The sequence below is a fragment of the Autumnicola musiva genome (assembly GCF_031846585.1).
Lineage (GTDB): Bacteria > Bacteroidota > Bacteroidia > Flavobacteriales > Flavobacteriaceae > Autumnicola > Autumnicola musiva.
On record NZ_JAVRHK010000002.1, the window covers coordinates 279,969 to 293,959 of the forward strand.

11 protein-coding genes are annotated in these 13,991 nt (G+C 38.4%); 6 read left to right on the plus strand and 5 right to left on the minus strand.

Annotated features, from left to right (window positions below; genetic code table 11):
* Positions 1–13 precede the first annotated feature (13 nt).
* From RM539_RS03705 to ctlX, 4 genes are all read left to right on the plus strand, one after another.
* Complete coding sequence (locus RM539_RS03705; RefSeq protein WP_311502085.1) at positions 14–1,561, plus strand: glycogen synthase; 1,548 nt, start codon at positions 14–16, stop codon at positions 1,559–1,561.
* 258 nt (positions 1,562–1,819) lie between these two features.
* Positions 1,820–3,103 (plus strand): citrate synthase, encoded by a 1,284-nt coding sequence (locus tag RM539_RS03710; protein WP_311502086.1) that lies wholly within the window; start codon positions 1,820–1,822, stop codon positions 3,101–3,103.
* Positions 3,104–3,183: 80 nt separating this feature from the next.
* The gene (locus RM539_RS03715) at positions 3,184–4,095 is read left to right on the plus strand and encodes a dimethylarginine dimethylaminohydrolase family protein (RefSeq protein ID WP_311502087.1); all 912 of its coding nucleotides are present in this window, start codon (positions 3,184–3,186) and stop codon (positions 4,093–4,095) included.
* 10 nt (positions 4,096–4,105) lie between these two features.
* Entirely contained in the window at positions 4,106–5,032 is a 927-nt protein-coding gene (ctlX, locus tag RM539_RS03720) for a citrulline utilization hydrolase CtlX (RefSeq protein WP_311502088.1), read from the plus strand.
* 1 nt (position 5,033) lies between these two features.
* Here ctlX and RM539_RS03725 read toward each other — a convergent pair whose 3' ends face one another.
* Both RM539_RS03725 and RM539_RS03730 read right to left on the minus strand, forming a co-directional pair.
* A complete protein-coding gene (locus RM539_RS03725) occupies positions 5,034–6,527 on the minus strand; it encodes a BCCT family transporter (protein WP_311502089.1) in 1,494 nt (497 codons plus the stop codon).
* Positions 6,528–6,530: 3 nt separating this feature from the next.
* A complete protein-coding gene (locus RM539_RS03730) occupies positions 6,531–7,976 on the minus strand; it encodes an SDR family oxidoreductase (protein WP_311502090.1) in 1,446 nt (481 codons plus the stop codon).
* A gap of 70 nt (positions 7,977–8,046) precedes the next feature.
* On the opposite strand from RM539_RS03730, the gene RM539_RS03735 reads away from it, so the two are divergent.
* Positions 8,047–8,250 (plus strand): LPXTG cell wall anchor domain-containing protein, encoded by a 204-nt coding sequence (locus RM539_RS03735; protein WP_311502091.1) that lies wholly within the window; start codon positions 8,047–8,049, stop codon positions 8,248–8,250.
* Positions 8,251–8,280: 30 nt separating this feature from the next.
* On the opposite strand, the gene RM539_RS03740 is transcribed toward RM539_RS03735, so the two are convergent.
* Entirely contained in the window at positions 8,281–8,706 is a 426-nt protein-coding gene (locus tag RM539_RS03740) for a hypothetical protein (RefSeq protein ID WP_311502092.1), read from the minus strand.
* Positions 8,707–8,995: 289 nt separating this feature from the next.
* Between RM539_RS03740 and argS the strand changes: the two genes are divergently transcribed.
* Positions 8,996–10,774, plus strand: coding sequence for an arginine--tRNA ligase (gene argS / locus RM539_RS03745; RefSeq protein WP_311502093.1), 1,779 nt, complete (start codon positions 8,996–8,998; stop codon positions 10,772–10,774).
* A gap of 91 nt (positions 10,775–10,865) precedes the next feature.
* On the opposite strand, the gene RM539_RS03750 is transcribed toward argS, so the two are convergent.
* Together RM539_RS03750 and RM539_RS03755 are read right to left on the minus strand one after the other, a co-directional pair.
* A complete protein-coding gene (locus tag RM539_RS03750) occupies positions 10,866–11,840 on the minus strand; it encodes a UbiA family prenyltransferase (RefSeq protein ID WP_311502094.1) in 975 nt (324 codons plus the stop codon).
* Positions 11,837–13,981, minus strand: a complete 2,145-nt coding sequence (locus tag RM539_RS03755) for a glycosyltransferase (protein WP_311502095.1) — start codon at positions 13,979–13,981, stop codon at positions 11,837–11,839. The genes RM539_RS03750 and RM539_RS03755 overlap by 4 nt, the downstream gene beginning before the upstream one ends.
* Positions 13,982–13,991 lie beyond the last annotated feature (10 nt).

Genomic DNA, 13,991 nt, shown 5'->3' on the forward strand with positions numbered 1-13,991 from the left:
TGTTAAGTTCTATATGAACAATTTTCTTTTTGTAGCTGCTGAAAATGATGCTATACACCGTTGTAAGGCAGGAGGAATGGGGGATGTGGTTAGGGATGTGCCACGCAAAATAGCTGAGAAAGGGGACAAAGTACAAGTTATTGTTCCTTCATATTCCCGTCTTCATACTGATGCTATTTTAAAAACACATCTTAACTTCGAACTACGGGGAGAAACTTATAATGCCGGCCTTTATGAAGTCCGGCCAAAAAAAGAGGTTGAGAATATTTATCATTATGTAATTCATCACCCTGAAATCCAAGCTGGGGATATTGCCCATATTTATCATAACGATCTAACCGAGCCGTTCTATACCGACGGGATAAAATTTTTTATTTTCTGTACCGCGGTTGCCGAGGCCATAAAATGTGAGGCTTTTGGGAAGCTGGACGTGATTCACCTGCACGATTGGCATGCCAGCCTTATTTTATTTCTTAGAAGGTTTCATCCTGTCTATGAGATGCTGAAAAAAATTAGAATTATTTATACAATTCATAATCTGGCAATTCAGGGAATTCGTCCCTTTTCAGGTAGTTACTCTTCTGTAAATAGTTGGTTCCCCAACCTGGAACTTAATTATGAAGAATTACAGGACCGCAGATATCCAGATTGTATAAATTTAATGGCAATAGGAATTCGTTTTGCCGATGCGGTACAAACCGTATCGCCTTCTTATAAGGAAGATATTTTAAAGCCCAGCGAACCACCGGCATTTATTGGCGGAGAGGGGCTGGAAGAAGATCTGAAAAACGCCGATAATGAGGGACGTTTATTTGGAATTCTTAATGGAGCATCATATTCAAATGTTGAAAAGGTAGAAAAAGGTATTTTGTTCAGGCAGTGCATCAGAAGGTTGTTCAGGTGGTTGCAGGAGGAAAAGAAAGATTATAAAGCTCATTATCTGGCACACACGGGTGAAAAAATTACCAGATTCCAGCAGGACAAGCCAGCTTTTATCTGTGCCAGTATCGCACGGCTTACTGAGCAAAAATTCTTTTTTTTCCAGCAGGACCCTAATCTTTTGCCAAAGCTTATGGAAAAGCTAAATGAGACTAATGGTGTTTTTGTCCTTCTGGGGACCGGCGCACCGGAATATGAATCTATCTTTAGGGCGGCCAGCTATCAGCATAAAAACTTTATTTTCATAAATGCACAATCAGAAAGTATTATAGATATGCTTTATCAGGAATCTGATCTTTATTTGATGCCAAGTTTATTTGAGCCTTGTGGAATTAGTCAAATGTTAGCCATGAGAAATGGTCAGCCATGTTTGGTTCATCATACGGGAGGTTTAAAAGATACTGTAGTTCATAAGAAAACTGGTTTTAGTTTTAAAGGAGATACAATCGAAGAAAAAAAAGAGAATTTTATAAAAGTTTTTTCTGAAACAGTAGATCTATTTTTTAATGATAAAAAAGAATGGAAGAAAATCTCAGCCAACGCCAAAAAGCAGAAGTTCACATGGAAAAAATCTGTGGATGAGTATTACAAATATCTTTATGCACTGAATGTTGATGTATAAAACTGAGCCCAAAGACGCGTCTTCAGGAATTTGAAACGAGCCGCAACATTGCTTTGAATTGAAGTATCAGATGCTAAACCACATCAAGAATCATTAATTATACAATACTAATAATATAAATAATAGTCGGAGTTTTTCTATTACAAGAATTTTTTGAAACCCGCTGTTAATAATACCTTAAATAGATTTTAACAATTGATATCCTTGTTAGTTTTTCTTAAATTCGTGGTCATATAAATTATAACGTAAATATTTAAAATGTCAGATAAAGCCTCACTAGAATATCAAGGAAAAAAATATGAATTTCCGGTTGTTAAGGGGACCGAAAATGAAATTGGAATAGATATTAAAAAACTTCGTTCTGAAGCTGGAATTATTACGCTGGATCGCGGTTACAAGAATACCGGAAGTTGTGAAAGTGCAATTACTTTTCTAGATGGAGAGAAGGGAGTTCTTAGATATCGTGGTTATGCTATAGAGGATCTGGCAGAAAAAGCTGATTTTCTAGAGGTAGCTTATTTACTGATTTTTGGTGAACTACCTACAAAAGAACAACTCGATAAATTTTATTCAGATATTAAAGAAGAGTCTGAAGTAGATGAGGAAATGAAGAAAATCCTTGATGGTTTTCCAAAATCGGCTCATCCAATGGGCGTACTTTCTTCGCTAACCAGTGCTCTTATTGCATTTAACCCATCTTCAGTAGATGTTTCTTCTGAAGCTGATATGTATAAGGCAATTGTTAAGATTCTAGGTAAATTTCCAGTGCTTGCTGCATGGACGCTTCGCAAAAAGAAAAGTGACCCGTTAAATTATGGAGACGATTCTCTTGGTTACGTAGAGAATCTGCATAAAATGATGTTTGAAAAGCCGGGCAAAAAATATAATGTAGATAAAGCAGTTATAAATGCATTGGATAAACTTCTTATCCTTCACGCAGATCATGAGCAAAACTGTTCTACTTCTACCGTAAGAATGGTTGGATCTTCACATGCAGGTCTTTTTGCATCAATTTCAGCTGGTATTTCAGCTTTATGGGGGCCACTTCACGGAGGTGCAAACCAGGCGGTTATCGAAATGCTGGAAAGAATTAAAGAGGACGGAGGCGATACTAAAAAATTCATGGCCAAGGCCAAAGATAAAGAAGATCCTTTCAGGCTTATGGGCTTTGGACACAGGGTCTATAAAAATTTCGACCCTCGGGCTAAAATCATCAAAAAATCTGCAGATGAGGTGCTTGGCCAGTTAGGAGTAAATGATCCTGTATTGGATATTGCAAAGGGGCTTGAAAAAGAAGCTCTGGAAGATGATTATTTCGTAAAAAGAAAACTATATCCAAATGTAGACTTCTATTCCGGAATTATATATCGTGCCCTGGGTATTCCTGTAGAAATGTTTACAGTAATGTTTGCCCTTGGCCGTTTACCCGGCTGGATTGCACAATGGAGGGAAATGAGATTAATGAAAGAACCTATTGGACGTCCAAGACAAATTTATATTGGCGAAGGCCACAGGGAGTTTAAATCCCTTGATAAGAGGTAGATAAATAACACCCTTTATAATTTAAGAAAAAGCTTCATCATGGTATGAGGCTTTTTCTATATTTGCCAAAAATTAGCGGGATGAAATTGCATATTAATAATGAAACTTCGCGGCTTAAAGCCGTAGTACTTGGAACTGCCGAAAGTGCAGGTGGGATCCCTAATATTTCAGAAGCATACGATCCTAAATCTATTGAGCATATCAAGATGGGCACTTATCCCAAAGAAGAGGATATGGTAAGGGAAATAGAGTCTGTTTCAGACGTATTGAAGAAACATAATGTAGAGGTTTACAGGCCAAAACTGATTAAAGATTACAATCAGATATTTGCCAGGGACATCGCATTTGTGATTGAAGATAAATTTATAATGGCCAATATTTTGCCGCACAGGGAGCAGGAAATAGAAGCTATTAGCCATGTCATAAACCAGATTCCTTCAGAGGATGTGGTTCAGTTGCCTGAAAATGCACATATAGAAGGAGGAGATGTAATGCCTTTCGGCGATTATATTTTAGTTGGAACCTATACCAAAGAAGACTATAAAAGTTTTATAACGGCAAGGACCAATAAGGAAGCAGTACAGGCCATAAAAGATCTTTTTCCGCAGAAAAAAGTTGTGTCTTTTAATCTTAAAAAATCTAATGTAGAACCCAGGGATAATGCATTGCACCTGGATTGCTGTTTTCAGCCTGTAGGAAAAGATAAAGCTATTATCTACAAAGGTGGATTTTTAGAGGAGAAAGATTATGAATGGCTGGTGAATCTCTTCGGAAAAGAAAATATTTTTGAGATTACCCGTGATGAAATGTATAATATGTTTTCCAATGTATTTTCCATATCGGAAGACGTGGTCATTTCAGAGAGAAGTTTTAAGAGACTGAATAACTGGCTCAGAGAGCAAAATATACAGGTTGAAGAAGTGCCGTATGCCGAAATTGCCAAACAGGAAGGTTTATTGCGCTGTTCAACATTACCTTTAATAAGAGAATAACAGAATTTTAATGAAGCAGATAACAGATACTTTGTTAATGGTGAGACCTGTAGGTTTCAGAATGAATGAGCAAACCGCTGTAAATAACTATTTTCAGGAAGATATACAAAATGCCGATGTAAACAGGCAGGCCCGGAAAGAATTTGATGATTTTGTAGATAAGTTGAATGGAGTGGGAGTGCAAACCATTGTTGTAGATGATGTTTTAGAGGACAATACACCAGATTCTATTTTCCCTAACAACTGGGTCTCGTTTCATGAAGACGGAAATATTGCGCTTTACCCAATGTTCGCTCCAAACAGAAGAAAAGAACGCCGGCTGGAGTATTTCGCACGCCTTGAAGAAGAAGGTTTCAAAATCAATAATATTGTGGATTATACTTCTGCAGAAGAGGATGACATTTTTCTTGAGGGCACCGGCAGCATGATCCTGGATAGGGTAAATCAAAAAGCTTATTGTGCAATCTCTCCCCGGGCCGATGAGGAGCTGTTCATAGAATTTTGTGAAGATTTCGAATTTACCCCGGTTATATTTAATGCCAATCAAAGTGTAGGCGGTAAAAGAAAGCCAATATATCATACCAATGTAATGATGTGCCTTGCTGAAGAATTTGCCGTTATTTGTCTTGACAGCATAGACAGTGCGAAAGAACGCAAGAATGTTCTTAAACATCTAAAGGAGGACAGGAAAGAAGTAATCGCAATTTCTGAAGCACAAATGCATGAATTTGCCGGAAATATGCTTCAGGTACAGGGCGATTTTAATAAAAAATATTTGGTAATGAGTGCTCGTGCCCATGCCGGCCTTAACGAATCTCAGATTTCAAAAATCCAAAAGCACTGTGAAATTTTAAGCAGTGAACTTCATATGATTGAAACCTGTGGCGGCGGCAGTGCACGTTGCATGATGGCCGAAATTTTTCTTCCGAAGGCTTAACCTATTGAGGCTTTTGGTATAGATTGAACAGGAAAAGAATCAGCATTCCTCCTGTAAAAAGTGCAAACGGGAGGGAGCTGATAATCAGGAATTTTTGCATTGCGCTTAGTACATCACTTTCAGGTTTAATATTTCCAAGAACTATTATTGCTTCGGAAAAAAATAAGATAAGAATAGCCCATATTAGGCGAAACTTCTTTTTTGGCTCCTCTTTGCCTTTATCGCTAAACATGCTCAATACAAAGATTGCAGAATCAACTGAAGTAACCAGAAAACTAATCAGCAACAAAATCACTGCAATATTGGTAAGTTGTGAAAAAGGAAGATTGGCGAAAAACACAAACATTGATGTGAAAACATTTCCAAATTCTCCGTTGTAGGTTTCCAGGCCATCTACTATTTGAAAAGCTGAAGTGCCAAACACGCTAAACCAGAAGAAACTTCCCAGAGAAGGAATTAGTAAAACGCCCAATATCATCTCTCTTAAACTCCGGCCTTTTGAAATCCTTGCGATAAAAATTCCCGTAAAAGGTGCCCATGCTAACCAGAAAGCCCAGTAATAATAAGTCCAGTTGGTTAAAAACTGTTTCCCGGGATTATATTCTCCCCAGGCGAGGCTTAACGGAATAAAATCCACCACGTAACGATATAAGGAGGTCAGGAAATTTGAAAGTATAGTAGAGAAATCATTTAAAAAAAGCACAAAAATCATCAGTACAACCGTTACATAAATATTCCAGTTTGAAATTATTCTTATCCCTTTTTGCACCCCGGCATAAGCGGAAACAAAAGCCAAAAGGCAAATAAGAAATACCATCCCCATTATCGGCATTAAATTGCCGGGAGAATTTCCCGATAAATGGCTTATTCCACCTTCAATTTGTGTAGTCCCTAATCCAACAGCTGCTACAAGGCCAAATACCGTTGTAAGGATGGTAAGAAGATCGGTGATTTGTGGAAGAAATTTAATTTTGCGGAAGGCTCCTAGACCTGAGCTTAACCTTACATCTGTTTTTTCTACGAATATGGAGTAACCTATAACAATAGCGAAAACTCCATAGAAAGCCCACGCTGTAAAACCCCATTGGTAAAACGTGTATTCCAGAGCAATTACTTCATTAGAACCAGAGGTGGAAATGGGAGTATTAAGGTACATGAAAACTGGTTCCTGAACCGCGCGTAGTAAAATACCGGCTCCCATTCCCGCGCTGTAAAGCATTGCAATCCATGAAAGTCTGTTGAACTCCGGCGGGGAATTTCCCAATCTTATTTTTCCAAATTTGGAAAAAGCAATAAATAGTAGAAAGAGTACACAAATAAGTCCCAGCCATAAATAAAATCCTCCAAAAATTTCCCTTACCCAAATGGATCCTTTTTCAATTAATGCATAAAAATATTTTGTAAAGAAGAAAATGAAAAAGGAGAAAGCAACCAGGATCACCGTGGATAAATAAAAAAGCGGATTTTTGGCTATGTAGTTTTTAAAGTTTCTCAAGGATCAGGCAATACTTTTCTGTGGTTCTCCCTTAGCTATTTTATTAAGCATTCCCTCGAATATAAAATAGTGGAAGGGGTACATGGAATACCAATACAACCTGCCCCAGATTCCTTTTGGACGGAAGGTGGCGGTTTGATGTAAAACATTGTTTTCATCAATTTTAAATTCCAGCCAGGCCTCACCAGGTACTCTCATTTCAGCGAACAGCAGTAAGCGCTTTTCCTCCCTGTCGGCCAGTAGCACTCTCCAGAAATCAAGGGAATCTCCACTGGTAATCATAGTGGGATGCGTTCTGCCCCTGCGTAATCCAACCCCGCCAAACAATTTGTCAATATAACCACGGAATTTCCAAAGCCAGTTCCCGTAGTACCAGCCATTCAAGCCGCCAATAGCCCAAATACGATCCAGAACTTCCTCTGTATTTTCTACTTTTGCAGATTGTTCATCGGTTAGGCAGCCATATTGTGGTACCTGAATATATTTGTTAAGTTCCTTTTTAAACCGGCCGCTGCTAAGAGAATCTTTCCAGCTGGAAACTACCTGGTTTTGCTCAATTTTGTAGAAAGCCAGTTTTATAGCTTCATTGTAATGTAGAGGTTCAATCCCCAGAAGTTCCTGCAGGCGGGTATCTTTGGTTACTACTTCCACCTTCATACTATCCACCAGGTTTCGGGCCAGGGTGTAAGAAGTAGAAGTTATAAAATATAACCAATAAGAAGATAGTTTAGGAGACATTACCGGCATACTCCAAATTGCTAATTTAAGGTCACGCACTTTTGCATACTGCTCCATCATTTCCTGATAGCTTAAAACATCCGGCCCCCCAACATCAAAAGATTTATTATAACATTCCTCTTTTCCAATAACACCGGTTAAAAACTGGATTACATCTCTAATGGCCAGGGGCTGGCATTTTGTTCTTACCCATTGCGGCGTAATCATTATCGGCAATTTTTCGCATAAATCCCTCAGGATTTCAAACGAGGAGCTACCGGAACCTATTATAATTGCAGCTCTCAAAACCGTAGTGTGAAAATCACCTTCATGTAAAATCTCTTCCACTTTCTTCCGGGAAGCGAGGTGTTTCGAAAGCTTATCTTCATTAATTATTCCGCTGAGGTAAATAACCTGATTTACCGATGTTTCTGCCATCATTTTATTAAAATTCTGCGCAGCTGTCATTTCATGCTCGTCAAAATCTTTGGTGGAAGCAGACATGGAATGAATAAGATAGTAAGCAACATCGATATCTTTAATTTTCTGAGGTGCTTCTTTATCTTTTAAAAAATCAATTTCTACCAATTCAACCTGTTCCCGTAGTTCTTTTGAAGAGGAAAACCGGCTTTTATTCCTTACTGCACAAACCACCTCGTGGCCCTGCTCTAAAAGTTCGGGGAGCAGGCGCATCCCTATATAACCATTTGCACCAGTAAGGAGAATTCGCATGTGAGGAGTTTATGTGATAAATTAAGAATTAAATTAGTACTTTCCCCCTGCATTAGTAAAATTTTATAAAATGAAAAACGTGCTAAAGGTAGTGTTGCTTCTCATTGGAATTGGCCTTATAGCTTATGGCCTTTATGCGCTAATTAATCCGGAATTTGCTATTAATTCAGGACCGGTAAAGGTGGAGGGGCAGGGTGATAATACTCAATCTTATGCCATGATTGGCTTCGGGATTTTATCGCTTATAGCCGGACTTGCCTTCCGCAAAAGATAATCTGCGCAGGTCAAGCAGGAAAATTGCCGGCTAGAGGTCTTCAATATTAGTGGGTGCATTATCTGCTTTATAATCAATTATTTTTCTGAAGAATTTATGAATAGCCGGTTTGTCTGCTTTTACCTTAATAAAATAGTTATCCCGGTAAATAGAATATTCCTCAGCCTTGCCTTTGTATAGAGTCAATTTGTGGTAAGGAATAATAAGGGCGTAAGTTTCCAGTAAACTTCTGAACATTACAATAATTCCGTTTGGCCGCATCTCCACATTACATGTGTTGGTATATTTGTCCAATATCAGTAAATTATGAATATCTATACTTGCTGCGGTGATATGAAGTTTAGGCGAGCCGGTGCCGTTAAGTTTCATACGTTCCAACAAGGTGAAAGTCTTCCCCACTTCAGTATTAATCTTTCTCTTTATTGCGGGGCGATTGTATGAAATATTCTGCAGCATATTTAAAGATTTTTGTTCGTTATTTGTTGTTTGTGGTTGAATTACCAATGGGAGTTGTTGTTTTCTTTCTCAAGTCAACGCGGTGCGTTTCACTACTTCCCATAAAATGAAAAAAATGCACTGCTATAAAACTTTAGGGAATATGCTTTTTAGCTTTTAAAAAATCCGAACTCCAAACTTTCCACTTTCCTAAGAAATTAAAGATAGGCATTTGAGTCTAAAGCCTGTCCGCATACTTCTAAATTCTCTTATCTTTGCAATTCTTAAACCGAATAAATACAGGATAAAAATGGCAATTCAGAGTATTCTCGCAACTCATGTAAAAGAAGCTGTAAATAAGATTCATAATGTTGAAATTGAGCAGGTGGAATTTCAGCCCACCCGTAAAGATTTTGAAGGCGATATTACGTTAGTCACTTTTCCTATGTTGCGCCAGGTAAAGACCAACCCTGTAAAATTGGGGCAGGAAATTGGTGAATATCTGGAAAAAAATGTCGCTGAGGTTTCTCATTTCAACGTCGTACAGGGGTTTTTGAATATTGTAATGAATAATTCATTTTATCTGGATTTTTTCGGAAGCATGAAAAACCACGAAGATTTCGGAATTGTGCCGCCGGCTTCAAACGCGCAGGGAATTATGGTAGAATATTCTTCTCCAAACACCAATAAGCCTTTGCACCTTGGTCATATCCGGAATAATTTACTGGGTTATTCGGTTTCTGAAATTTTAAAGGCCGCGGGAAATAAAGTCTATAAAACACAAATTATTAATGACCGTGGAATCCACATTTGTAAATCTATGCTTGCCTGGCAACGTTTTGGAAACGGAGAAACTCCACAGTCTACAGGAATAAAAGGGGACAAGCTGGTTGGAAAATATTATGTAAAATTTGACCAGGAATATAAAAAGGAAATTGCTGAACTAAAAGAAAAAGGTATTTCTGAGGAAGCAGCAAAGGCCGAAGCTCCTATTCTTTTTGAAGCAAAGCAAATGCTGTTAAAGTGGGAAGCAGGAGATCCGGAAGTGGTGGCGCTTTGGGAAAAAATGAACCAATGGGTTTATAATGGCTTTGCAAAAACCTACGATGCTCTGGGCGTGGATTTTGATAAAAATTATTACGAAAGCAGTACATATCTTCTAGGAAAAGATGTGGTAGCACAGGGGCTGGAGAAAAGCATTTTTTATAAAAAAGAAGATGGCAGCGTTTGGATAGACCTTACAGATGAAGGTCTGGATGAAAAAATTGTACTTAGAAGTGACGGCACCGCCGTATATATGACCCAGGATATAGGTACAGCTATTCAACGGGTTAAGGATTTTGATATTAACGGAATGGTTTATACCGTTGGGAACGAGCAGGATTACCATTTCAAGGTGCTGTTTCTAATTCTGAAGAAATTAGGATTTGACTGGGCAGATTATCTTTATCATCTTAGTTACGGAATGGTTGATCTACCTGGCGGAAAAATGAAAAGTCGTGAAGGAACCGTGGTGGATGCCGATGATTTAATTGAAGAAATGAAAGAGACTGCCCGTGCTATTTCTGAAGAATTGGGCAAACTGGAAGCTTATTCCGAAGAAGAAAAAGAAGAGCTTTACCGAACCATTGGACTCGGCGCTTTAAAATATTATATTCTGAAGGTAGATCCAAAAAAACGGATTTTATTTGATCCAAAAGAATCGGTAGACTTTCAGGGAAATACCGGTCCGTTTATTCAATACACTTATGCCCGTATCCAGTCTATTCTTAGAAAAGCCAATTTTGACTATAGCAGGGAAATTCCGGCAGATTATCAACTACATCAAAAAGAGAAAGAACTTATAAAGCAACTTCAGCTTTATCCTGAAACTGTACAATTGGCCGCTGAAAATCATAGTCCGGCGTTAATTGCCAATTATACTTACGAACTTGTAAAGGAATTCAATTCCTTTTACCAAAACGTTACTATTCTGGGAGCTGATGAGCTTCAGGAGAAAATCTTACGGGTGCAGTTGTCACAATCTGTTGGGAATGTGATAAAATCATCTTTTGCCCTTTTAGGAATTCAGGTGCCGGAGCGAATGTAGTTTTTGATGTATAAAAATTTAAACACAAAGTTAAGCCTCCCACTGAAATCATCAATTTTGAAGCTTTAGCTTCTTTGCGTGCAGAAGTAAACTATTTGGATAATATCATTTTACCAATCTGAAGAATTCCCACCGGGAAAAGAAGCAGGTGTGTAAGAAGCAGGATGCTAAAAATAGGTTGGTGTACACTAAGCAGGATAAGAAGTGTAACAGGCAGGAAAATTTGGTAATATTCATTCATAAAAAGGCAATAATCCGGTCTTGTATATCTAAACGGGATAATTTCAGTATAAAATTTCCAGCGTCTCATTAAAAGATAGCCCCAGTACAAAAAAAGGCTGATAAAACACCAATATTGTCCGGAAAACATTGTAATTCCGGCAAGTGCAATTATTTCAAAGGTCATTAGCACGTAACCTGCAATTGTGCTCTTTCTGTCACTTAAGTTTTGGGCGAAGGTGGAAATTCCACTTTTTATGTCATTCTCCAGGTCATGAAACTGGTGCCAGAGGATTCCTCTTAACCCAAAACAAGCGGCCCATATCACAATAAGTATAATTTGAGTATTGCTAATCTCATGGCCAGTGCTGCCCAGAACAAGGAAAGTAGCATAAAGGCTGGGGAAAACCTGGGAACCAAAAGCGTCGGCCAATATTCCCCATATTCCCTTTTCTTTTAGCCGGAAGGGTTTAACAGAGTATAAAACAAAAGAGAAGCCGCACAATAGGTAGGAGAACATGGCTAGAGGTTCTGTTCTAATATACCATGATATACCTAAACCAACTATAAATGGAAGCAGCAGAAAAATGCTTCTCTTTAATCTGCCTAATTTTTGCATACGGTTGACTTTACCCGCTTTCTCATCCATTTTAAGATCTGTAAGATCATTAAGTACACTTACAAAAATGCCTCCGGGAACGAGGGACAATAATATAAAAATGAATAGCCAGCATGAGGTTGGGAAACTTAGATCAAGCTGAATAAACAGAAGGTAAACCACCATAAGAACAGGAGTGAATTTGTATTCCCACCATTCAGATGCCCGTATGTACGTTACTAATTTCAATTAAATTGGAAAGAACGCTTTTTAAAATTTTTGATTTTCCTGATAACCGAAAGGAAAGCGAATGAACCTGCTTTCTTGTTAGCTAAAAAAGAGAGAAATGAATATTTAATGCTGCTCTTCAGCCTTTTTTTCATTCTTAATTCATAATATGAATGTTGTAAATAGTTTCGGGAAAGGGTGAGCTTTATTCTTTCTGTTTCTTCTTTTGTAAATTTGGCTTTAAATCTGGAGAACAGTTTGCTCATATCGTGAACCCATAAATCCCGCATAACTTCCATCCTGTCTTTTCCATCATAGATATTTTTTCCATCCCTGTTCTTTGTCCATAAAACTTTCTGCGTAAAGCCGGCTTTACAGGGGCGGGTATAAATCATATCCATAAGAAGGCACCAGTCGTCAGCAATTTTAAATTCTGAACTCCAGTTTGAGCGCAAGCTTTTACGGTTTATCAATAAAGAAGAGGAAGGAGAGGGGCATCCGGTTAAGTATAGTTGTCTTAGCTGCATATTATCAAGTAGAACAGTATCTTCGGTATTTTGTGCCAGAACATCTTTTAATACTTTACACATTGAAAAGCGTTCAATATTCTCATTGGTTTCATTTTTTTCCATCCAGTTGGTAAAAACGAAATCTAATTCGTTTTTACCAATAATTTCAAAACACCTTTCCAGAAATTGTGGTTCCCAGGTATCATCTGAATCAAGGGATGCTATAAATTCTCCTCTTGCAAATTTAAGTCCTTCGTTTCTTGCGTGGGCCTGCCCCCCATGAGCCAGTTTTAGATAGTTTACCTGTGGGTACTTGTCACATATTGCTGAAGTTTCATCGGTAGAACCGTCATCTGCAACAATTATTTGGACAAACGGATAAGTTTGTGCCAAAACGCTGGTAATAGCCTTTTCTACCATAGCGGCACGGTTGTAGGTAGGGATAATTACAGATATCAGTTTTTCATTGCACAGGCTGTCCAGTGACTGTGCGAATTTAAGTTCAGGCAACGGTGGGACTTTTTCTTGTAGAAAATCACAGGCATCGCTACCCATTTGTTTCCAGTCATGCCGTCTATCCCATGCTCTTTCCATAGCCTCATCAAAGGATTTTACTGTGGGCTCTCCAAGAAAGCCTGTATGGCCGTCGCAGATCAATTCAGAAATTCCTCCTGCGTTTGAAGCTATGGCAGTTCTACCGCAGGCCATTGCTTCTAAAAGTGCCAGGGGGGAACCCTCAAAGCGGGATGGTAGTATAAGAGCATGAAAATTGTCCCATATATCTTCAATGTTTTGCTGATATCCTAAAAATTCAGCATTTTCAAGATTACAGAATTTTGCCAGTTCTTTTAACCCCAGTTCATCAATTCCTGCTCCGATAAAACTTATGCTTAAAGGGCGGTGTTTCCATTTTTGTTGAGATAAAATCCTAATGAGAATATCCTGTCCCTTATCCAGTAGAAAATATCTGCCCACGCAGGCAAGGCGAAAACCATCCTGCGTGCCGGGATATGCTCTCGGGTATCGTTTAACTTTAACCGGATTGCAGACTATTTCTGTATTTCTTAAATGAATACTAAATTGTTCTTCGGTTAAGTGACAATTATGCTTTGATACAAAATAGGCTTTTTTTGCATTTAAGTAAACATTTCGCATAGCCGCGCGGTCTATATGTGAAGGCCAATGGATTTCAGCAGCTTTTTGAGCCAACAGGGCATAAGGTACGTTCTCTGCAAGGCAAATATTTCCATATCCCAAACCGTCAAAATTAATACCCTGTGCAATGACGGCCAAAGATACCTCATGCTGTTTTAAATAAGCCAACAGGCCTAATTCGTAGGTTCGGTCATAATCTTCAGAATCTTTTTCCTGCGGAGTATTTCTCAAACTTTTAAAAATCTGTACAGACCTTTTGAAAGGTTCTGTGATACTCTGGCGGCTGCGTTTTGCGTATTTCCCAAGGTCTACAAGTTCAACGTCCAGGTTCATTAGCTTAATGAATTCAGGATGCTCAAAATTGATAGTAGCCTTGCATACCGCTATATTATAATTCATTTTTAGCAGGTGGGGGATTGTTCTGCACCATAATTCTTCACTTCCGCCCCAATCCTCATTCATAGTGGAAACAAACAATATTTTTTTTACAGAATTCATAGCGTTTCGG